The sequence below is a fragment of the Stenotrophomonas sp. YAU14A_MKIMI4_1 genome (assembly GCF_003086855.1).
Taxonomy (GTDB): domain Bacteria; phylum Pseudomonadota; class Gammaproteobacteria; order Xanthomonadales; family Xanthomonadaceae; genus Stenotrophomonas.
Genome location: NZ_CP025998.1, coordinates 115,385 through 136,078 on the forward strand (window position 1 = coordinate 115,385; position 20,694 = coordinate 136,078).

16 protein-coding genes are annotated in these 20,694 nt (G+C 68.1%); 9 read left to right on the plus strand and 7 right to left on the minus strand.

Annotation, left to right across the window (positions count from 1 at the left end):
• Positions 1 to 26 precede the first annotated feature (26 nt).
• Together gltB and C1931_RS00465 are read right to left on the minus strand one after the other, a co-directional pair.
• Entirely contained in the window at positions 27 to 4,481 is a 4,455-nt protein-coding gene (gene gltB, locus C1931_RS00460) for a glutamate synthase large subunit (protein ID WP_108755018.1), read from the minus strand.
• Positions 4,482 to 4,653: 172 nt separating this feature from the next.
• Positions 4,654 to 5,043, minus strand: a complete 390-nt coding sequence (locus tag C1931_RS00465) for an I78 family peptidase inhibitor (protein ID WP_108751744.1) — start codon at positions 5,041 to 5,043, stop codon at positions 4,654 to 4,656.
• Between the two features lie 118 nt (positions 5,044 to 5,161).
• On the opposite strand from C1931_RS00465, the gene C1931_RS00470 reads away from it, so the two are divergent.
• The 4 genes from C1931_RS00470 to C1931_RS00485 all read left to right on the plus strand — a co-directional run bounded on the left by C1931_RS00470 (position 5,162) and on the right by C1931_RS00485 (position 9,346).
• Positions 5,162 to 6,214, plus strand: a complete 1,053-nt coding sequence (locus C1931_RS00470) for a DNA topoisomerase IB (protein WP_108757604.1) — start codon at positions 5,162 to 5,164, stop codon at positions 6,212 to 6,214.
• A gap of 127 nt (positions 6,215 to 6,341) precedes the next feature.
• A complete protein-coding gene (locus C1931_RS00475; protein WP_108755019.1) occupies positions 6,342 to 7,760 on the plus strand; it encodes an XVIPCD domain-containing protein in 1,419 nt (472 codons plus the stop codon).
• A gap of 3 nt (positions 7,761 to 7,763) precedes the next feature.
• A complete protein-coding gene (locus C1931_RS00480; RefSeq protein WP_108755020.1) occupies positions 7,764 to 8,564 on the plus strand; it encodes a hypothetical protein in 801 nt (266 codons plus the stop codon).
• 188 nt (positions 8,565 to 8,752) lie between these two features.
• Positions 8,753 to 9,346 carry a hypothetical protein gene (locus C1931_RS00485; RefSeq protein ID WP_159093501.1) on the plus strand — a complete coding sequence of 198 codons (594 nt, stop codon included), beginning with the start codon at positions 8,753 to 8,755 and terminating at the stop codon, positions 9,344 to 9,346.
• 35 nt (positions 9,347 to 9,381) lie between these two features.
• Here the strand turns inward: C1931_RS00485 and C1931_RS00490 are convergent, their stop codons facing one another.
• Positions 9,382 to 9,726: a hypothetical protein gene (locus C1931_RS00490; RefSeq protein WP_108747990.1), complete on the minus strand. Its 345-nt coding sequence runs from the start codon at positions 9,724 to 9,726 to the stop codon at positions 9,382 to 9,384.
• Between the two features lie 198 nt (positions 9,727 to 9,924).
• Between C1931_RS00490 and C1931_RS00495 the strand changes: the two genes are divergently transcribed.
• From C1931_RS00495 to C1931_RS00505, 3 genes are all read left to right on the plus strand, one after another.
• A complete protein-coding gene (locus C1931_RS00495; protein ID WP_108755022.1) occupies positions 9,925 to 11,031 on the plus strand; it encodes an SDR family oxidoreductase in 1,107 nt (368 codons plus the stop codon).
• Positions 11,032 to 11,193: 162 nt separating this feature from the next.
• Entirely contained in the window at positions 11,194 to 11,580 is a 387-nt protein-coding gene (locus C1931_RS00500; protein WP_108751749.1) for a BlaI/MecI/CopY family transcriptional regulator, read from the plus strand.
• A 3-nt stretch (positions 11,581 to 11,583) separates the two neighbouring features.
• On the plus strand, positions 11,584 to 13,482 hold the full coding sequence (locus tag C1931_RS00505) for a M56 family metallopeptidase (RefSeq protein WP_108755023.1): 1,899 nt from the start codon (positions 11,584 to 11,586) through the stop codon (positions 13,480 to 13,482).
• A gap of 72 nt (positions 13,483 to 13,554) precedes the next feature.
• On the opposite strand, the gene C1931_RS00510 is transcribed toward C1931_RS00505, so the two are convergent.
• From C1931_RS00510 to C1931_RS00525, 4 genes are all read right to left on the minus strand, one after another.
• The gene (locus C1931_RS00510; RefSeq protein ID WP_108755024.1) at positions 13,555 to 13,878 is read right to left on the minus strand and encodes an I78 family peptidase inhibitor; all 324 of its coding nucleotides are present in this window, start codon (positions 13,876 to 13,878) and stop codon (positions 13,555 to 13,557) included.
• Between the two features lie 85 nt (positions 13,879 to 13,963).
• Entirely contained in the window at positions 13,964 to 14,986 is a 1,023-nt protein-coding gene (locus C1931_RS00515; protein WP_108755025.1) for a ribonuclease H-like domain-containing protein, read from the minus strand.
• Positions 14,983 to 17,472: a DEAD/DEAH box helicase gene (locus C1931_RS00520; protein ID WP_108755026.1), complete on the minus strand. Its 2,490-nt coding sequence runs from the start codon at positions 17,470 to 17,472 to the stop codon at positions 14,983 to 14,985. The genes C1931_RS00515 and C1931_RS00520 overlap by 4 nt, the downstream gene beginning before the upstream one ends.
• A gap of 90 nt (positions 17,473 to 17,562) precedes the next feature.
• Positions 17,563 to 18,618 (minus strand): hypothetical protein, encoded by a 1,056-nt coding sequence (locus C1931_RS00525; RefSeq protein WP_159095421.1) that lies wholly within the window; start codon positions 18,616 to 18,618, stop codon positions 17,563 to 17,565.
• A gap of 270 nt (positions 18,619 to 18,888) precedes the next feature.
• Here C1931_RS00525 and C1931_RS00530 point away from each other — a divergent pair, with 270 nt between their 5' ends.
• Both C1931_RS00530 and C1931_RS00535 read left to right on the plus strand, forming a co-directional pair.
• The gene (locus C1931_RS00530) at positions 18,889 to 19,383 is read left to right on the plus strand and encodes a hypothetical protein (protein ID WP_108755028.1); all 495 of its coding nucleotides are present in this window, start codon (positions 18,889 to 18,891) and stop codon (positions 19,381 to 19,383) included.
• 37 nt (positions 19,384 to 19,420) lie between these two features.
• Positions 19,421 to 20,095: a hypothetical protein gene (locus C1931_RS00535; RefSeq protein ID WP_108755029.1), complete on the plus strand. Its 675-nt coding sequence runs from the start codon at positions 19,421 to 19,423 to the stop codon at positions 20,093 to 20,095.
• The last annotated feature ends 599 nt before the right edge of the window (positions 20,096 to 20,694 follow it).

The following is a 20,694-nucleotide window of genomic DNA, read 5'->3' on the forward strand; positions in this document are numbered from 1 at the left end:
TCGTCTCGGCAGTGCAGTGCGCGCGCTCAGGCGGCGCGGCGCAGGGTTTCGGTCAGCGACTCGATGCTGGCGGCCTTGGGTTTGACCAGCCAGAACTTGCCGATGTAATCGCGGAACTCGTCCATGATCTGCTGCGCCCAGATGCTGCCGGTCAGCTCGCGGTGGCGGCCGATCAGGCGGTGCAGGTGCTGGCGGTAGTTCTCGAAGCCCTCGGCGGACACGCGGTGGATGTCGATCAGCTCGTGGTTGTAGCGGTCGACGAAATCGCGGTCCACGTCCAGCACGTAGGCCAGGCCACCGGTGAAGCCGGCGCCGAAGTTCAGGCCGACCTTGCCCAGTACCAGCACCACGCCGTCGGTCATGTATTCGCAGCAGTGGTCACCGGCCCCTTCCACAACGGCCAGCGCGCCGGAATTGCGCACGGCGAAGCGTTCGCCGGCGCGGCCAGCGGCAAACAGCTCGCCGCCGGTGGCGCCGTACAGGCAGGTGTTGCCGATGATGGCGGTGCTGCGCGCCTCGAAGCGCGCGCCACGCGGCGGGCGCACCACCAGGCGGCCGCCGGCCATACCCTTGCCCACGTAGTCGTTGGCTTCGCCTTCCACTTCCAGGTGCAGGCCGCCAACGTTGAACGCACCGAAGCTCTGCCCGGCACTGCCGCGGAAGCGCAGTTCCAGCGGCGATTCGGCCATGCCCTGGTTGCCGTGCACGCGTGCCACCGCGCCGGCCAGGCGGGTGCCGATGCTGCGGTCGGTGTTGTGGATCAGGAAGCGGTGTTCGCCGCCGCGCTTCTCTTCGATGGCCTGGGCCAGCAGGCCGTCCATCTGCGTGGCCAGGCTGTCCGGCGATTCGTACAGGCGCTGGGCGGCGCAATGGCTGCCCTCGTAGCGGGCGTCGGCCAGCAGGCGTGACAGGTCCACACGCACGCCCTCGCGCGGTGCCGCGTCGATCTGCCGCAGCAGGTCGGTGCGGCCGACGATCTCTTCCAGCGAACGCGCGCCCAGGTAGGACAGCCAGCCACGCACTTCCTCGGCCAGCAGGCGGAAGAAGTTCTCCACGCGCTCGGGCTGGCCGGTGAAGTGGTTTTCGCGCAGGCGCTCGTCCTGGGTGGCCACGCCGGTGGCGCAGTTGTTGAGGTGGCAGATGCGCAGGTACTTGCAGCCCAGCACGATCATCGGCGCGGTGCCGAAGCCGAAGCTGTCCGCACCCAGCAGTGCGGCCTTCACCACGTCCAGGCCGGTCTTCAGGCCACCGTCGGTCTGCAGCAGGGTGCGCCCGCGCAGGTCGTTGGCCAGCAGCGCCTGGTGCGCTTCGGCCACGCCCAGTTCCCACGGCACGCCGGCATAGCGGATCGAGCTGACCGGGGATGCACCGGTGCCGCCGTCATGGCCGGAAATGGTGATCAGGTCGGCGCCGGCCTTGACCACGCCGGCGGCAATCGTGCCCACGCCGGCATGGCTGACCAGCTTCACCGACACCAGCGCGGTGGGGTTCACCTGCTTCAGGTCGTAGATCAGCTGGGCCAGGTCTTCGATGGAATAGATGTCGTGGTGCGGCGGCGGCGAGATCAGGCCGATGCCCGGCTTGGCGTAGCGCAGCCGCGCGATCAGTTCGTTAACCTTGTGCCCGGGCAACTGGCCGCCTTCGCCGGGCTTGGCGCCCTGCGCGACCTTGATCTGCAGCACCTCGGCATTGACCAGGTATTCGGCGGTGACGCCGAAGCGGCCCGAGGCCACCTGCTTGATCTTGCTGCGCCGCTGCGTGCCGTAGCGCGCGGGATCTTCGCCACCTTCGCCGGAATTGCTGCGGCCGCCGAGGCGGTTCATGGCGATGGCCAGCGCTTCGTGTGCCTCGGGCGAGAGTGCACCCAGGCTGATGGCAGCGGTATCGAAGCGCGGGAACAGTTCGCTGGCCGGGGCCACTTCGTCCAGCGGCGTCGGCGCAGCGGCCGGTACCAGTTCCAACAGGTCGCGCAGTGCCGACGGCGGCCGTGCGTGCACCGCATCGCAGTACTGCTGCCAGGCACGCGGGTCACCGCTGCGCGCCGCGCGCTGCAGGGTGGTCACCACGTCCGGGTTGTACATGTGGTACTCGCCGCCATGTACGTACTTCAGCAGGCCACCTACATCCACGCCCTGCTGCGCATCCCAGGCCTGCGCGCACAGTTCGCGGGCGTCGGCGTCCAGGCGCGCGAAGCCGGCGCCGCCGATGCGCGAGGCGGTATCGGGGAAGCACAGCTCGACCACCTCCGGTTCCAGGCCGATGATCTCGAACAACTGCGCGCCGCGGTAACTGGCCACGGTACAGATGCCCATCTTCGAAATGATCTTCGACAGGCCCTTGTAGACGCCCTTGCGGTAGCGGCGGCCGATCTGCGACTGCTCGCCGCCCTTGCTGAGCTTGAGGATGCCGCGCCGGCCCAGGTCGAACAGGGTCTGGTAGGCCAGGTACGGGTACACCGCGGTGGCGCCGAAGCCGAGCAGGCAGGCCATGTGGTGCGGGTCGCGCGCGGTGCCGGTTTCGACGATCAGGTTGACGTCGCAGCGCAGGCCCAGGCGCGAGAGGTGGTGGTGGATGGCACTGGTCGCCAGCAGCGCATGCACCATCGGCCGCCCGGCCACCGGGTAACGGTCGGACAGCAGCAGCATCACCATGCCCTCGCGGGCGGCCTGTTCGGCCTCGCTGCAGATGCGTTCGATGCCGGCGCGCAGGCCTTCGTCCTCGCTGTAGGACAGATCCAGCAGGCGGTTGGCCTGCACGTACTGGTCCATCTTCAGCAGCTGGCGCAGCTTGCGCTGGCTCAGCACCGGCGAATTCAGGATGACGTGGTTCACCGTCTCCGGGCCGGCATGGAAGATGTTGGTCTCCTTGCCCAGCTGGGTGGACAGGGACATCGCGCAGTCTTCGCGCAGCGGATCGATCGGCGGGTTGGTGACCTGCGCGAAGGCCTGGCGGAAGTAGTCGTAGAGCGGACGGCTGCGCTGGCTCAGCACCGCCATCGGCGTGTCATCGCCCATCGAGCCGGTGGCTTCCTGCTCGGTTTCGGCCAGTGGCCGCAGCACCTGCTCCACTTCTTCGCTGCTGAGCTGGTACAGCTTGTGGTAGCTGCGCAGGGTGCCTTCGTCGAAGGGTTCTTCCACCAGCGACGGATCGATCAGTTCGGTCTGCAGGTAGGTCACGCCCTGCTGCAGCCACTGCTTGTACGGCGCGCGGCCGCGGTTGATACGGTCGATGGCCTCCGAGTCGAGCAGGTCGCCGCGCTTGAGGTCGATGGCGATCATTTCGCCCGGCCCCAGCTTGCCCTTGCGTACCACCCGTTCGGTGGGCACTTCCCACACACCGGCCTCGGAAGCGACCAGGAAGTGGCGGTCGGCGGTCAGCATCCAGCGCGCCGGGCGCAGGCCGTTGCGGTCCAGGGTACAGACCGCGTAGCGGCTGTCGCAGGCCACGATGCCGGCCGGGCCGTCCCACGGCTCGCTGTTCAGACCGTAGAACTCGTAGAACGCGGCCAGGTCCGGGTCCTTGAATTCCAGCGACTGGGTGGCCGGCGGCACCAGGATACGCAGCGCCTGGATCAGCTCCATGCCACCGGACACCATCAGTTCCAGCATGTTGTCCAGGCTCTGCGAATCCGAGCCGTGCATGGAAATGACCGGATCGAACTCGGCGATATCAAAGCGCGGGGTCTTCCACACCTTGCTGCGCGCCTGCGCCCAGCGACGGTTGCCTTCGATGGTGTTGATCTCGCCGTTGTGGGCGAGCATGCGGAACGGGTGTGCCAGCGGCCAGCGCGGCAGCGTGTTGGTGGAGAAGCGCTGGTGGAACACGATCGCGCTGGACGCCAGTTCGCGCCGCTGCAGATCGGTGTAGAAGCGGCTGAGCTTGTCCGGCAGCACCATGCCCTTGTAGCTGATCGCGTTCGGGGTGAGCGTGGTGACGTAGAAATCGGCGTGCTCGCGCAGCTGCTGTTCGCTGCGGCGGCGGGCCAGGAACAGGGCCAGCGCGAAGCCGGCATCGTCCTGGCCGACACCGGCATCGACGAACACCTGTTCGATGCGCGGCAGGGTGTCGCGCGCCAGCTGGCCGCACACGCTGTCGTCGGTCGGCACCAGGCGCCAGCCGGCCACCTTGCAGCCCACCGCTTCGATCTGCTGCTGCAGCTGCGCGCGGCAGGCCTGGGCGGCAGTTTCATCGTGCGGCAGGAACACCAGGCCCGCAGTGAAGCGTGCGCCGATGGGGATGCCGGCCTCGCTGGCCAGCAGTTTCAGGAAGGCATCGGGGCGGCGCAGCAGCAGGCCGCAGCCGTCGCCGGTCAGGCCGTCAGCGGCAACGCCGCCGCGGTGGGTCATGCGCGAGAGCGCGGCAATGGCGGTGTCGACCAGCAGACGCGAAGGCTGGTCGTCGAGCTGGGCGACCATGCCGAATCCACAGGCATCGCGCTCGGAGCGCGGGTCGTAAAGCCCTTGGCGGTTGCGGGGGGCCATCTCTACCTCGATGCGAAATGAAATGAGCGGGGACACTCGTGCCCGCTCATTCCCTGGAGCGCATCGTGAGGCCACCGGATGCCTCGACTAGATCACAGTTGCTGCAACGCCGCAACACACGGTTGCGCGTGCAACCAAAGCGCTGGCAAGTGCCTGCCAGCGCAGGGGTTTTTCAGCCGCAGCGAACGCCGCTCACCACGTCCTTGGCGTCCACTTCCACATTCAGGCGATCACCCAGGAATTCCATGGTGGCCACGTCGTTGGGCTTGAGCACGCGCACCTGGCTGGCGCCGGCATCTTCCTGGGCCTGCTTGCCCACCGCATCGGTGTAGGCCTGGCCGACCAGGCTCTGCACCTGGCTGGCATCGCAGGTGCCGGCCGGCGGTGCTTCGGTGGCCTTGCCGGCTTCATCGGCCGGGGCCTTGGCCGCTTCGGCGGCCTGCTGGGCATGGGCGGTCGCCGCATCCTGCTCGTCCATCGACGGCGCCTGGCAGGCGGTCAAGGCCAGCACGGCCGGCAGCAGCAGGGCGGACAGGGATCGGGCGCGGATCGGGAACGACATCAAGGACTCCAGAAAGGGATGGAAGGGTATGCCCTGAGGATAGCCGCGAACCCACCCTCACGTGTTTGTCTTGCGTTATTGACGCGTCGGCTGCACGGCGCTGGCCATGCTGCCAGCCATGCCCAACGCCCCCACCCCCGAACGCCAGGCCGCACGCGCCGCCGGCCTGCGCTATGTCGATGACACCCAGCCGGGCATCAGCCGGCGCCGCGCCGGCAAGGGTTTCAGCTACCGCGATGCAGACGGCCACGCGCTGCGCGATGCCGCCACGCTGCAGCGCATCCGCGCGCTGGCCATTCCGCCGGCCTACACCGCGGTGTGGATCTGCGCGCATGCCAACGGCCACCTGCAGGCCACCGGCCGCGATGCGCGCGGCCGCAAGCAATACCGCTACCACGCCGACTGGGCCGCCGTGCGCGACGCCGGCAAGTTCGACCGCGTCATCGCCTTCGGTGAAGCGCTGCCAGCCCTGCGCCGGCGCCTGGCGCGCGACCTGAAGCAGCCCGGCTTCCCGCGCGACAAGGTGCTGGCGGTGGTGGTGGCCCTGCTGGCCGATACCCTGGTGCGGGTGGGCAACGAAAGCTATGCGCAGGAAAATAAATCCTACGGGCTGACCACGCTGCGCAACCGCCACCTGGACCTGCTGCGCGGTGGCCGCGTGCGCATGCGCTTCCGCGGCAAATCCGGGCAGTTGCACGAGGTGGTGGTGGGCGATCGGCGGCTGGGCACACTGGTGCGTGGCATCCAGCAGCTGCCCGGGCAGGCGCTGTTCCAGTACCGCGATGACGACGGCGCGCTGCAGCCGGTGGATTCCGGCGCGGTGAACGACTACCTGCGCGAGGTGATGGGCGAAGACTTCACCGCCAAGGATTTCCGCACCTGGGGCGGCACGCTGGCGGCGGTGCAGGCGTTCGCCGCCACCGAACTGCCCAAACCGGCCAGCCAGCGGGCGCTGGCCAAGGCGCAGCGCGAGGTGGTGTGCCAGGTGGCGGCCCGGCTGGGCAACACGCCGGCCGTGTGCCGCAAGGCCTACATCGACCCGTGCGTGTTTGCCGGCTGGGAGCGCGGTGAGCTGGCCTCGCTGGCCGGCCTGCGCGGCCCGCGGCAGTGGGAACAGGCCACGCTGAAAGTGCTGCGCCGGGCACGGCGGTTGGCCCGGCGGGGCCGCTAAGGTACTGGCGACTCGGGTCGACTACGGCAATTTCGGAATTGTCCGATTACGGTCTGTGCAGTAATTCAAGGATACGCCTGCGGGCGCTGGCTAGGCTGGGGCCCTGACGGATGACAAGGACGCGGACATGCCCGAGATGGATATCAGTAGTGCAGCCGACGAAGTAGTGCGGTTGCTGCGGCAGAATCAGGCACGCGCTGCCGCCGAACGGCTGGAGGCTCTGCGTGATGGCCAGGCTGCGGTTGTCCAGGAGTCACTGGACCGGTACGTCTCGGTTCGCGGCGCGGCGGAGCTGGGAGCGCTGCAGGCCGTTGGGGGTGTTGCCGCCGGGGACAGGGCCATCGTCAGCCCGATGCTGGATCGACTGCGTGAGGCGTCGCGGCCGCCGCGGATGCCAGATGCTGAGGAAACGAGGGATCTGAGCCAGACACAGCAATACGATGTGTACGGCAGCGTAGTAGCAGTACGGGGTAGTACGGCTGCGCATGATGCCATGGGTACCCAGGACCGGGTCATCCTTGGCTTGCGTAAGGAGGACCGCACGACCACGGAGCTCGGTCGAGGTGACTACAACGACCGCATCGTCGTGCTCTGGAAGGATGCTGAGGGTGGCCGGTATGCCCGTGAATTCAACGAGGCTACCACCGAACCTACCGCCCAGTACGATGCCCACGCCGCGACCAGGCAGCCGAGTCCGGGGTTTGAAAACGTGATTCGGAAGAAGAAGACCGAAGGAGAAGACGTCAACGGCGATGGTGTCAGGGATCTTGGCCGGTTGACCGAGGGAACCACCGAGATGCGGGCGGCCACACACCCGCGCCGAGATCATCCAGCCGAGTTCGCCCTTCGCCCGAGCTCGGCAGCAGTCATTGCGGGCGCTCGTCGCGTCGAGCGTGACAGCAATGGCGACGGTTGGTTTGACGCACGCGATACCCACGGAATGCAGGACCTCAACTCGACCTTCAAGATCCATCGTGGAAGCTCGCGGAACACCGATTCAGCCGGTTGCCAGACAATCGGTGGTGGAAAGTACGACGACTTCATCGAGCTCGTGCGCGGTACGCCTGGACAGAACAGCTGGCAGTACGTCTTGACCTCGGTCGCACCAGGACAGGTTCGCGAGCGCGGTGGTCAGGAAGTTTCCCCCGCAGCAACAGAAGATCCGCGTCTGCCGTCACATCGTGACCATCCCCTACAGCAGCAGATCAGCCAAGGCTTGCGCGCAATGGGCGGTGCCTATGCAGAGCACGCAGACGAGTACAGCCTGGTGATGTTGCTTGAAGCGAAGGCTGCGGGTCTGACCCGAGTAGACCAGGTGGTGGCAAGCAATCCGGTGCGGGGAGGCGCGGCTGGCGAGACGCTGTTCCTGGTTCAGGGGAGCCTCACCGATCCAGCTGCACAGCGCGTTGGAGTGAATGCGGCCAAGATTGCAGAGACCAACGCGGAGGCCAGTCTGCAGGAGCTCCAGCGGCAATCGCGGGAGCAGACGCCCCCGCACCTGACGCCTGCACAGCAACAGGAAGCACCTGTCATGGGAGGACGCTGAGCCATGCAACACCGTTACCTGACTACATCGGTTGTTCTGCTTTCGCTGATGATCTGCAGCGCCTGTACCTCCAGCCGTGAAAGCCCTCTGGCACCTCGCCTGATCCCGCCCGCCGGGGAATCCTCGTCCGTTGCTGCAGTGCGCGACGAAGGGTTGCCGGGGTTGCCCGATGTGAGCGGCGCCCCCGACCTTCCTGGCAGAGTGGGCTCGCTGCCTCCCGACGCCACGCGACTACTGACGGGGTTGGGCTGCGTTCTGGACGGTAGTGCCAAGGTGCTGCTGACCGAGGTAATGGGCGAGGATGGACGCCGCGATGTGATGGTGTCCGACGATATCGGCACGCGCTACCGCTACTGGCTCCGATCATTCTCCGGCAGTGGCGGCACCACGGGCTATCTGGTGCAGCTGAAGGGATGCCCCGTCTCCACGGTCGGCATGCGGGCATACATTGCCCGCGGCGACGCCGCGCCGCTGGACGTGACGGCGTCGGTTCTTGCGAACAGTGCGCTGCCCGACGCCGTCACCATGGCCGCCTACGCTGAGGCCGGTGTGAGCGATCTGTTCGCCCTCACCTGGAAGTTGGATAAGGTTCCAGTAGTGCGCTGGGTGGCCGAGCCCGACGTGGATCGACCCATCGCATTGGATGGCCGAACTTTCGACCGGGGCAACATGGTGCACGCGGGCTTTCTGGTATGGGAAAAGGATCGCTTCACCTTTCACAAATCCGTTCCGGCAGCCCTGTGGCCCTGCAAAAAATGGGAGGCCCTTTCCTGCAGTGAGGATCCTTTCCTGAAAGGTTGGTAGCGGACGGACAAGGACGCGGACATGCAGACGATCAGGACCAGCCAGCCGATGCAGCACGCCGTTTCGGCCGGGTCGGCGTTCCTGCTATCGCTGCTGGCTTGCAGCGCGTCCGCCATGAACTTTGAGGTCGGGCTGCCTGGATTGCCCACCGCGAGCGGCAGCTCGGGTTCCGGGGGGAGTTAGGGCCGTTGCCGGCACACGCCAAGCGGGTGCTGACAGGGCTCGGGTGCCGTCTGGACGACACGGCCAAGGCGCGGGTGCTCTACGTACCCGGTGTGGGTGGTCGTCAGGACGTGATGGTGACCGACATCAGTGGATCGGCTTTCCGCTACTGGCTCCGATCATTCTCTGGCAGTGGCGACAGCACCGGCTACCTGCTGCAGCTCAAAGGCTGTCCTGCCTCCACGGTCGGCATGCGCGCCTACATCGCCAAGGGCGACGCCGCGCCGCAGGACGTGACTGCAGCGGTTCTGGCACAGAGCGCATTTCCCGACGCCGCCGCGATGGCCACGTATGCCAAGGCAGGGGTGAGCGAGATGTTCGCCTTGATCGAGCAGCTGGGCAGTGTCCCCGTGCTTCGCTGGATTGCCGAACCTGACCCTGATCGCCCCATTGAAGAAGACGCCCGCACGATTGACCGCGGCAATTTCGTGCATGGCGGCTTCCTGGTATGGGAAGGGGATCGCTTCACGTTCCACTGGACGATCCCGATTGCGATGTGGCCATGCCGCCGCTACCCGACCATTCCCTGCAGCCATGACCCCTTCGTGAAGAGGCCATAGAGGTACTCCGTAGCGTCGAGCTTGCTCGACGGCTGTTACCCGCAATAAATGGCGGTGATGTTGTTGGTGCGGCCGGTCTCGATGGTCAGGCGATCACCGCCTTCGCTTGCCGCGCCCGCCGCCGGATCGGCATTGCCACTGGCTGTGTTGCCGCTGTGTTCGCGACTGCCACGGGTGACCTGCACGTTCAGGCTGTCGCTGTCCACGCGGGCGCGTTCGACGGTCATGTCAGAGGCAGCCAGCCCGACCGCGCCGCGCACCATGTCGGTGTGGCACTGGCCGGAAATCACGCCGTCGATGGGCTGGATCTGGGCGACCGGGCTGCTGCTGCAGGCGGCCAGGGCGAAGCAGACGGCGGCGGTGGCAATGGCGTGCTTCATGGGGACGTTCCTGATGAGTGTCGTTGCTGGCAGGGTGCGACGACACGCGTGGTGGCGGAATGAAGCCGTGCACGCGATGGATACAACGCGCTCACTGCGGCCAACAGCCCCTGTAGGGACACTGCACGAGCGGCGCCCGCCGCCCCCGGTAGCGCCGGCCTTCGGCTGGCGGCCCCTTTCCCTCCCGAGGAGACCTGCATGGCCACGACCAAGACATTGCCCGCCCGCCGCAAGGCATCGCCCAAAGTACGCAAAGGCAGCACCGCGACGAAGCCGGTTGCCGACAGCGATCGCCCGCGCGTGGTGAAGACCGCCACCCGCAAGGCCGCCGCCAGCGATCCGCGTGCGGCCCGCGTGGCGTCGCGGCAGCGGCGGCTGCAGGACCAGGAGAAGGCCAAGGATGCGCGCGTCACCAAGAAGGCGGCGAAGAAGACGGCCACCCAGGCCGGCACGCGCAAGCAGCCGGAAACCATGCCGGCCCAGCATCTGCCCAAGCCCGGCCACGAACATGCGCTGGAGCTGGCGCCGCGCTTCCTCGCCCCCGACTACGTGGGCAGCGGCAAACTGCAGGGCATGCGCGCAATCATCACCGGTGGTGATTCCGGCATCGGTCGCGCGGTGGCGGTGCTGTTCGCCCGCGAGGGCGCCGATGTGGCGGTGCTGCATCTGGACGAGGCCGAGGATGCAGATATCACCCGCCAGCATGTGGAACGCGAGGGCGGTCGCTGTGTGGTGATCGCCGGCGACGTGCGCGATCCGCGCTTCTGCAACAAGGCGGTGAAGCAGGTGGCCAAGGCCTTTGGCGGCATCGACATCCTGGTCAACAATGCCGCGTTCCAGCTGCATTGCCAGCGTCTGGAAGACCTGGAAGACGCCCACCTGCAGGAGACCCTGCAGACCAATATCGGCGGTTACATCCAGATGGCGCGCGCGGTGCTGCCGCACCTGGGCGAAGGCGCCAGCATCATCAACACCGGCTCGGAAACGGGCATCTTCGGCAGCAAGGCCTTGATCGACTATTCGGCCACCAAGGGCGCGATCCATGCCTTCACCAAGGCGCTGGCCAGCCAACTGCTGCCACGCGGTATCCGGGTGAACTGCGTGGCGCCGGGCCCGGTATGGACGCCGCTGAACCCGGCCGACAAGCAGGCGCAGGACGTGGCCGAGTTCGGCAAGGACAGCGACATGGGCCGACCCGCACAGCCGGAAGAGCTGTCGCCGGCCTATGTGTTCCTGGCTTCGCCCGCGTGCGCCAGCTATATCAGCGGCGCGATCCTGCCGGTGATGGGCGGGCCGCGCGGCTAGCGAAGACCAACGTTGAGGCGTGGGGTCAGATCCTTTTCGCAAGCGAAAGGGATCTGACCCCGCTCACTCCCCTACCGTTCGTCGGCCCATGACTTCCGGGGGGTTGACTACATCTGTCGTCACGCCGACAGTAACTACACGTGTAGTCAATGGAGTGGTGTCATGCGCGGCAAGACCATCGGGGACCAGGAACTGGCCCTGCTGCAGTACATCGATGAACATGCGCCGGCCAGTGTCGGCGAGGTCGCCAGTGGCTACGGCGAGGCCCGCGGGCTGGCCCGTTCCACCGTGCTGACCATGATGGAGCGCCTGCGGGCGAAGGGGTATCTTCAGCGCCAGCAACAGGACGGTGTCTACCGCTACCAGGCCACCCGTGGCCCGGAAAGCGTGCTGCAGGGCGCGGTGGCCCAGTTCGTCGACAACACCCTGCAGGGCTCGGTGTCGCCGTTCGTGGCCTATCTGTCGCAGCGCCAGCAGGTCAGTGACAACGAACTGGCCGAGCTGGAAGCGCTGGTCGCCGAACTTCAATCGCGTCGCCACGAGGGCTGAGCCATGGATACCACGATGCTGATCGCGTTGCTGGAACGGCTGGGATGGACCAGCCTGCAGACTGCCCTGCTGGTGGGGCTGGTGTATCTGGTGTGCAAGCGGCTGCCGTCGCTGTCGGCGGCCACGCGCTGCCGCCTGTGGTGGCTGGTGTCGCTGCAGGCCGTGTTCGGCCTGGCCTGGAGCCAACCCCTGCAGCTGGCTTGGTTGCCGGCCCCCGCCGAGGTGGCGATGACCACCACCGATCTGGCCGCCGATGCGATCTATCCGCTTGCGCCCGAAGCGTCGGCGCAGCTGCTGGCCGCCGCGCCGATCGACCAGACCCACGACATCGCCGCGTCCATCGGTACCGGCGCATCGCCGCTGGCCGTGTGGGCACTGGCGCTGGCCGCGCTGTGGTTGTCCGGCGTGCTGCTGATGGCGTGGCGCACCTTCGGTGAATGGCGGCAGTGCCGCGCGCTGCTGGCCGCCGCGCACCCCTGCGAAGACGCCGCGCTGGTGCAGGCGCTGCAACTGGCGGCCGATGCCCATGGCCTGCGCCGTGCACCTCGCCTGTGGATGAGCGCGCAGGTGGACGCACCGCAGCTGGTCGGGCCGCTGCGCCCGGTGCTGCTGCTGCCTGCCGGTGCCAATGCGCTGCAGGGCGACGCGCTGGACCTGGCGCTGACCCACGAACTGCAGCACCTGCAGCGCCGTGACCTGCAATGGGGGCTGCTGCCGGCCCTGGCGCAGCACCTGTTCTTCTTCCATCCGCTGCTGCGCATGGCCGTGCGCGAATATGCCCAGGCCCGCGAGGAAGCGGTGGATGCGGCGGTGGTCGGCCAGCACGGTGCCAGCCGCCATGCTTATGGTCGCCTGCTGCTGCAGCTGGGTGTTGCACCCGCGCCGCATCTTGGCGTGGCCAGCGCTGCACCCAGCACCACCAGCCTGAAGCGCCGCCTGCTTTCGCTGCAGCCGCGCCGGTCCTGCCCGCGCGTGCTGGCGGCCGCGCTGACCACCCTGGTACTGGCGCTGAGCGTGGCGCCGATGCAGCTGGTGGCTGCCCCGGTGCCGCCGACACCGCCCACCCCGCCGTCGCCGCCGGCTGCGGTAGTGGCGCCCGCTGCACCAAAGGCGCCTGCCGCCCCGGTGCGCGCGCTGCCCGCCGTGCCAGCACCGCCGGCCGCTCCCGCCGCGCCGCCCGCACCGCCGGCCCCGCCGGTCGATGAAGACGATGACGACAGCTTCACCACCGTCGGCCAGCTGCACCTGGGCAACGACATGGAGCGTGGCCACGTGTTGATCGATCACGGCCGCAGCTACGCCAGCGCCACCATCGACGACATCAAGCAGGCCCGCCGCGATGTCGGCCGCGAAGGTCCGGTGCTGTGGTTCCGCGAGGGCAACAAGCGCTACGCCGTGCGTGACCCGGCGCTGATCCAGCCGCTGCAGCGCGTCTACGCGCAATCGGCGGAAGTGGGCCGGCAGCAGGGTGAACTGGGCCGCGAGCAGGGCGCGCTGGGGCGCCAGCAGGGCGAGTTGGGCCGCAAGCAGGCGGTACACGCGCGTGAAATCGCCCGCGTGGCGACGCAGGTGGCCAGCAAGGCCGTGCGCGCCACCGACATCAACCGTGAGGCTGCGGCCGAGGCGGCAAGGGCGACACGAGGTGTGACCGACGATGCCGCGATTGCCCGCGCGGCCGACGCCGAAGTGCGTCGCGCAATGCAGGACCTGCAGGACACACACAGCCGCGACATCAGCGAGCTGGCCGACCAGCAGGCCCAGCTGGGCCTGCGCCAGTCCGCGCTGGGCAGCCAACAGGCCGAACTGGGGGAACGCCAGGCCCAGCTGCAGGCGCAGGCCTCGGCGCAGGTGAAGCAGGTGATCGCCCGCGCCATGGCCAGCGGCAAGGCCCAGCAGCTGTAGGACCGCTTCGCTCGCCGGGCATGGCCCGGCGCTACCGGATCGATCGCGTCCGGTAGCGCTGGCGCGATTACATCAACCGCAGCTGGCGCGCTCGATCCTGTTCTGCGCGTCCACCTGCACGGTGACCCGGTCCTGGCGGAAGTCCATGGTGACCGCCATGCCCGGCTTCACCACCCGTGCATTGCGCGCGCCGCTGTCGGCCACCAGCTTCTTGATGGTGGCCTCATCGGCAGTCTTGCCGGTGAATGCCTCCAGCGCTTCGGGACGGCACTCCTGCGGGCCATCGGACACCTTGGCCGGCAGGCTGCCGGTATCGGCGGTGCTGCTGCCGCCGGCGTGGCTGCAGGCAGCCAACGGCAGGATGGCGGCCAGCAGTAACAGGGAAGAAGAACGCATGGGCACGACTCCGCAGGATGGAATAACCGGCAGTGTCGCCGCTGCGCGTGTCAGCTGTGTCAACGCTGCCTGAATCCGCGCAGCGCTACTGCCCGACCAGCGCCAGCGTCTCGCGCTCGCGCTGTTCCTCGCGCACCAGCCGCTGCAGCAGCAGGGCCAGGGTCACCACGTCCTGGTGGTTGTGGTCGGCCACCCGGCGCAGGTTCAGGGCGTCGCCACCGCGCAGGTAGCGCAGCCACGCACCGGGTGCCTCCGAGCCGGGCAGGTCGTCCTCGCGTACCACCCGCAGCAGCTGGCGTTCGATGGTGGACAACTTGCAGTTTTCCCAGCTGCCGCGATAACGGCGGCGCGTGGGATACAGCAGGTCCACATGGTCCAGCGCGCTGATCGGGTCGCGCTGCCGGGCCAGGCGGTAGCGGGCCTTCAGCAGCGGTGCGTCGTAGCTGCGGCCGTTGTAGCTGCAGAACACCGTGGACGGCTGCAGCCAGCCGGCAAAGGTGGCCAGCATGGCATCTTCGGCGGCCATCGTGGACATCAGCAGCTGGCGGATGCGCAGTCCTTCGCCGCGCTGCGGGCAGGCATGCCAGTCGGCGGCGCCGATCATGAAGGCGCGGGTGCCGGTGCCGCCGGCCAGACCGGTGGTTTCGGTATCGAAGAACAGCAGGTCGCGCGCGGCCACGTACTGGCCATCGCGGCGGGCGAAGTCCAAGGACAGCGGCTGCGCCGGAATCGGCTGTGGCTGCAGCGATTCGATCAGGAACAGGCCCGGCGCGATTTCCTCGCCGGGCAGTTGCCGATCCTGCGCGCTGGCGCGTGCCGGTGCGGGACCGCCGCGCGTGCGCAGGCCAAGCAGGCGATGCAGGCTGCCCACCTCCGGCCGCCGCAGCGGTGCAGCGGCCGCCGCCGGCGCGGCGGCACCGGTCGGTTTGTGGCGGATTTCCTGTTCCACCCAGGCGAACACCGAGCGTTCGGCGGGCGGCTGCCGTGCATCGTTGGCGGCCACCGGGGGCGGTGCTGCGGGTGGCGGCTCGGGCACGGCCGGCGCGCTGGCCTTCGGGTCACCGGCCTGTCTGCGCAGCAGGCGCAGTTTGTCCAGGCTCAGGCTCACGGCGCCAGCAGCTCCATCGGGTCGCGCGTGGTCACCACCACGTCCGGCACGTGCTGGCAGGCGTGTGCATCGAACAGGTCCAGCACGCGCAGTGCCAGCGCACGTGGCGAGGTTTCGTCCTCTTCCTGCGCGGCCAGCACCGGGCCCACGCAGGCCGGGCAGCCGGCCTTGCAGTCGCAGCGCTGCACCAGTTCACGCGCGCGCTGCACCAGCTCGGCCTGGCGCTGCCACAGCGGCTCACTCAGGCCAACGCCGCCAGGGAAGTTGTCGTACAGGTACACGGTGGGCACGAATTCCTGCAGCAGTTCCACCACGCCGGGATCGCCATTGCTGCCGCGCAGCTGGCCACGGCCACTCTGGTCGGCAATCGCGAACCAGGCACCATCGCCATTGCCGACCGACTTCTGCAGATCGCGCGCGTCGGCCATCACCGCCACGGTGGCGACGATGTGCAGCGCATAGGCCGCGCCGAGGAAACCATCCAGCGCATCCTGCTTGCTGGCGAAGGCGCGCAGCAGCAGCGCCTGCGGCAACTGCCACCACGCCGCCGTGGTGTGCAGTTCCTGGTCGGGCAGGTTCACCGGCCCGTAGCCGATGTTCTCGTGGGTGTAATAGCGGATCTTCTTATAGCCGGCCACGCGGCGCACCACGTGTACTTCGCCATGGTGTGAATCGCCACGACCAGCCACGCCACCGTCGAAGCGGTCCAGCACCTTGAGCTTGGTGAAGTCGATGCTGTCGGTGTAGTAGTCCACGTGGGTGCGGGTGACATAGGCCTTGCGGCCTTCCCAGTCCAGCGTTTCCACCTGGTACGGGGTGGACTGCACCATGTGGATGGCGCCTTCGTACAGGGTGAGCGCGGCGGCGGAGTAATCCACTTCGGCGATGATCTGCTGGCGGCCATCGCTGCGGTCGACCACCACGAAGTTGCCATCGGCCACCGCGCGCAGACTGACCGCGTTGGCCGGATAGCTGTCGGCGATCCATTCCCAGCGCTCGCCTTCGCGGTGGATGACCTCGGTTTCGGCCAGCGCTTCCAGGAATACTCCTGGATCGATCGGGCCGAAGCCATCGCCGACCCGGAACGGCAGTTCGAAGGCGGCACAGCGGATGTGGTCGAACAGGATCAGCGGCTGGTCCGGCGCGATGCGCGCGTGTTCGGGCGAGGCTTCGGCGAAGAAGTCCGGATGGCGCACCACGTACTGGTCCAGCGGCTGCGAGCTGGCCACCATCACCCCCAGTGCGGGCTGCTGGCGGCGACCGGCGCGGCCGAAGCGCTGCCAGGTGGCGGCCACGCTGCCGGGGTAGCCATTGAGGATCACCACGTCCAGGCTGCCGATATCCACGCCCAGTTCCAGCGCCGAGGTGCTGACGATGCCGTCGATGTTGCCGGCACGCATGGCCCGTTCGGTCTCGCGGCGCTCGGTGGGCAGGTAGCCGCCGCGGTAGGCGCGGATGCGCGGTGGCTTGCGCGGGTCGTGGTCGAAGATGTCCTTCAGATACTTGGTCAGCACTTCCACCATCAGCCGGGTCTGCGCGAACACCAGGGTCTTCAGCCCGGATTTGATCGCGATGCGGGCGATGCGGTTGCTCTGCGACCGTGCCGAGGCCCGCAGGCCCAGGTCCGGGTTGATGACCGGCGGGTTCCACAGCAGCACCTGCTTGGGCCCGCTGGGCGCGCCCGATTCGGTGATGGCGGTGACCGGGGCTTCGATGAGGGCTTCGGCATGGGCCTGCGGGTTGCCGATGGTGGCCGAGCACAGGATGAACTGCGGTTGCACGCCGTAGAACGTGCAGATGCGCTTGAGCCGGCGCAGCACGTTGGTCACGTGGCTGCCGAACACACCGCGGTAGGTGTGCACTTCGTCGATGACGATGTAGCGCAGGTTCTCGAAGAACTGTGCCCACTTGGTGTGGTGCGGCAGGATGGCCTGGTGCAGCATGTCCGGGTTGGACACCACGATGTCGCCGTGCAGGCGGATGGCCTGGCGCGCATCGCCGGGGGTGTCGCCGTCGAAGGTGAACGCCTTCACGCCCAGGTCGCCGGCGCGGTTGAGTTCCAGCAGCTCGGCCACCTGGTCCTGGGCCAGCGCCTTGGTCGGAAACAGGTACAGCGCCTTGGCCTTGTCCTGCATGGCTGCGCTGACCACCGGCAGGGTGTAGCACAGCGACTTGCCGCTGGCGGTGGGGGTGACGATGGCCACGTGTTCGCCGCGCTGGCTGGCATTCCACGCTTCGGCCTGGTGGCTGTACAGCTGCTCGATGCCGCGCGCCTTCAGCGCGGCGGCCAGGGCCGGCGGCACCGACTCGGGAATGGGCGCGTAGCGGCCCTCGCGGCCTGGAATGGCAAAACTGCCGGTAATGCGGTCGTGGTAGCGGCGCTGCAGGCGGGCGCTGAGCAGCGCGCCGTCGCGCGCCGGCAGGCCATCGCGGGTGGCGAGCTTCTGCTCGGCATCGGCAGTGCGCTTGGCGAGTTCGTAAGCCATGGGAAGCGGGGTGACGGTTTGCGAGGGGTCACATGGCACCACAGATGGGTCTCAGGGTGTGAGACCGCGGGCCGGGATGCAGTAAACCATTCAGTGCCGGGGCGGTGGCGGCCGCGCGGCGAATGCCCGCCGGCGCGCGCTGTCACGCTGCAGGGCGCGGCCCGCGCTGCGCACACCCTGCACCGCCTGCCACAGGGCCATACCGACTGCCGCAAGCCACCATGGCAGCATGGCCCGCGGGTTGCCGGGCAGCGACCCCGCCGCGGCAGTGCCCATTATCGCCAGCAGCAGTGCCAGCCAGGCCAGGTGCCAGCCGCTGCCGCTGGCTGGAAAAGCCTGGCGGTCGTCGGCCAGCCGCCAGTGGGGCCCGGCCGCCAGCACCTGGCCATCGTGCTGGCGCAGGTCCAACTGCATTACACGGGTTCTGGAAAAGGCCGCTGCATCCTGCCATTCCGGGGGAAGCAGCACGCGGCGGTCGCGGCCCAGCAGCCAGACCGGTGCTTGCGCCGGCGTGCGCTGCAGGTTCTGCAGTCGGCCCGCGACCCGCAGCACCGGCTGCGCGGTGCGCGGCCCACGGCGGCGCGGCCAGGACAAGCCCGCGGCCAGCATCGCCAGCACGATCAGCGGCAGCGCGGTGGACACCGGCGTGTGTGCACAGGCCCACAGTGCCATCGCGGCAGTGCCCAGGCCGGCTGTGCGCAGGCGGCCGCCGCGACGCAGCGCCACTTCCGCGTCGGATTCCAGGCGTTCACCGAGCAATCGGCTTGCGCCCACCCGGGGCAGGGCGGCCAGTGCAACGCCGTTGAGGCGGACGATGATGGCCCAATGTGCAGCGAGCACCACCTCCGCGTCATTCCACGCGGCCAGATGACGATGCGCGGCTGCAGGAAACAGCACCGGTACGCCACCCAGCCGGCCGTCGTTGAACGGTTGCCAGGGGCGATGGCTGGCGCTGGCAAGGGCGCCCTGCAGCGGCCGGACCTGATCATCATGGGTGATGCCGGTCAGCGCACGCAGGGGTGCCAGCGCCGCCTGTTCACCCGTATCCAGGGTGCGCAGCACCGGTGCCTGGCGCAGCGCCTGCAGCGCGCTGCGCGTGCGCGCCATCCATTCGGCAATAGCCGCCACCAGCATGGCAGTTGCCATGGCAAGTGCAACCAGTACAGCGACCCGCGATGTCATCTGTGCAGCACACGGTCGGCAGGGGAAAAAGCGCGGGGCTGCATGCCGGGCTCCATCGGAAAGACCCTGCAGGCTGCTGATCAGAGGCGGCGCTGACAATGACATTTGTTGCAAATCGCGCCGCGCTGGCAGCGTTCTGGGCAGCGCGACACATCCTGAACGTCTGCACGGTGCGCCAACACAATCTGAAGCCGCCATGCGTATGCTCGCAGACTTGACACATCCGACAGGGCAATGGCTGTGGCACGACGGACACTGCAGGGAGCACTTCTGGCCGGCATGATGCTGGCCGTCACCGCGCATGCGCAGCAGCTGCCTGCGCCGCCGACCGAGACCAGCGTGCAGGCAACGCCAGCACCCGCATCCGCACCGGCGCAGGACAGCGTGACCACGCTGGGTGAAGTTCGTGCCTTGAAGCCGGAAGACGACCAGCCGCTGGATCTGTACCGCTTCAAGAACCCGGTGAAGTTCGGCGACAACCGTTTCAGCCGCGATTGGCAGGAACCGCCTACGCCGGAGCAGGTCAGCCTGGGCGGGGGTTACATCATGATGGGCGTGGTCAAGGGTGTGCTCGCCGCAGGCCGCGGTCTGAACAAGCTGACCGGTGGGCCGGACCAGATCCAGTCGGCCATCGCACGGCCACCGCCGGAACTGAGTGCCGACCAGCAGCGCCGCGCATTGCAGTTCTGCCAGCAGCAGGACGGCTGCGGCGCACCGCCACAGGACTAGGCGCTATCCTGCGGTCTTTCTTTCCGAGGCTGCCTGGATGCTGCTGCGTTCCTTTTTCCTGATTGCCCTGTGCGGCCCGTCGTTGGCGCTGGCCAGCGAACTGGCCGACGACGGTTCATGCCGCAATGGTGCCTTCCCTTCGCAACAGTCCGACTTTGCCGTGGCTACCGTGGTGGGTACGCCGCGTCTGTACCTGCTGCGCGACCTGGACGGCTGCCCGGCAAAGGGTGAAGCCGCGTGTCGCCAGCGCAGCTACGTGGTGAGCGGCGATACGGTGGTGACCGGCCGCGACCTGGGCCCGTACCGCTGCGCGTTCTTCCCCAACAAGGTGGGCGGCAGCGCGGGGTGGGTGGATCGCAGCAAGCTGCAGCCTGTGCCGCAGGTGACGCCGACCCTGCAGGGATGGGCGGGTGAGTGGAAGGACGGCGACAACGGCCTGCAGATCCGCGTGCGTGGCAGCCAGTTGCAGGTGGAAGGCGATGCCTACTGGCCGTCGGCCAATCCGTCGCTGGAAGAACGGCCGGGTGGGCCGCACATCGGTGCGGTGAACGCGTCGGCCACGCCGCGCGGAAGCCAGGTCGATTTCGTCGAGGATACCTGCAGCGTGCACGCGCAGCTGCTGGGCGATGTGCTGGTGGTGTCGGACAACAGCGAATGTGGCGGCATGAACGTGCGCTTCGATGGTGTGTACCGGCGCGCGGGCAAACGCTGAGGGATCCGACCCCGGTAGATCCACGCCATGCGTGGATGCTGTCCGCGATCCACGTGGTGGGGTCAGAGCCCTTTCGCGCGCGAAAGGGATCCGACCCCGGTAGATCCACGCCATGCGTGGATGCTGTCCGTGATCCACGTGATGGGGTCAGAGCCCTTTCGCACGCGAAAGGGATCCGACCCCGGTAGATCCACGCCATGCGTGGATGCTGTCCGCGATCCGCGTGATGGGGTCAGAGCCCTTTCGCACGCGAAAGGGATCCGACCCCGGTAGATCCACGCCATGCGTGGATGCTGTCTGCGACCCATGTGGTGGGGTCAGAGCCCTTTCGCACGCGAAAGGGATCCGACCCCGGTAGATCCACGCCATGCGTGGATGCTGTCTGCGATCCACGTGATGGGGTCAGGGCCCTTTCGCACGCGAAAGGGATCCGACCCCGGTAGATCCACGCCATGCGTGGATGCGGCCTGCGATCCACGTGGTGGGGTCAGAGCCCTTTCGCACGCGAAAGGGATCCGACCCCGGTAGATCCACGCCATGCGTGGATGCGGCCTGCGATCCACGTGGTGGGGTCAGAGCCCTTTCGCACGCGAAAGGGA

What these genes read in the sequence shown, in the direction of transcription:
- C1931_RS00465 (WP_108751744.1), bottom strand. Translation starts at nt 5,043, where the DNA reads ATGTCGTTCCCGATCCGCGCCCGATCCCTGTCCGCCCTGCTGCTGCCG.
- gltB (WP_108755018.1), bottom strand. Translation starts at nt 4,481, where the DNA reads ATGGCCCCCCGCAACCGCCAAGGGCTTTACGACCCGCGCTCCGAGCGC.
- C1931_RS00500 (WP_108751749.1), top strand. Translation starts at nt 11,194, where the DNA reads ATGCGCGGCAAGACCATCGGGGACCAGGAACTGGCCCTGCTGCAGTAC.
- C1931_RS00505 (WP_108755023.1), top strand. Translation starts at nt 11,584, where the DNA reads ATGGATACCACGATGCTGATCGCGTTGCTGGAACGGCTGGGATGGACC.
- C1931_RS00510 (WP_108755024.1), bottom strand. Translation starts at nt 13,878, where the DNA reads ATGCGTTCTTCTTCCCTGTTACTGCTGGCCGCCATCCTGCCGTTGGCT.
- C1931_RS00525 (WP_159095421.1), bottom strand. Translation starts at nt 18,618, where the DNA reads ATGGCAACTGCCATGCTGGTGGCGGCTATTGCCGAATGGATGGCGCGC.
- C1931_RS00490 (WP_108747990.1), bottom strand. Translation starts at nt 9,726, where the DNA reads ATGAAGCACGCCATTGCCACCGCCGCCGTCTGCTTCGCCCTGGCCGCC.
- C1931_RS00520 (WP_108755026.1), bottom strand. Translation starts at nt 17,472, where the DNA reads ATGGCTTACGAACTCGCCAAGCGCACTGCCGATGCCGAGCAGAAGCTC.
- C1931_RS00495 (WP_108755022.1), top strand. Translation starts at nt 9,925, where the DNA reads ATGGCCACGACCAAGACATTGCCCGCCCGCCGCAAGGCATCGCCCAAA.
- C1931_RS00475 (WP_108755019.1), top strand. Translation starts at nt 6,342, where the DNA reads ATGCCCGAGATGGATATCAGTAGTGCAGCCGACGAAGTAGTGCGGTTG.
- C1931_RS00530 (WP_108755028.1), top strand. Translation starts at nt 18,889, where the DNA reads ATGGCTGTGGCACGACGGACACTGCAGGGAGCACTTCTGGCCGGCATG.
- C1931_RS00470 (WP_108757604.1), top strand. Translation starts at nt 5,162, where the DNA reads ATGCCCAACGCCCCCACCCCCGAACGCCAGGCCGCACGCGCCGCCGGC.
- C1931_RS00480 (WP_108755020.1), top strand. Translation starts at nt 7,764, where the DNA reads ATGCAACACCGTTACCTGACTACATCGGTTGTTCTGCTTTCGCTGATG.
- C1931_RS00535 (WP_108755029.1), top strand. Translation starts at nt 19,421, where the DNA reads ATGCTGCTGCGTTCCTTTTTCCTGATTGCCCTGTGCGGCCCGTCGTTG.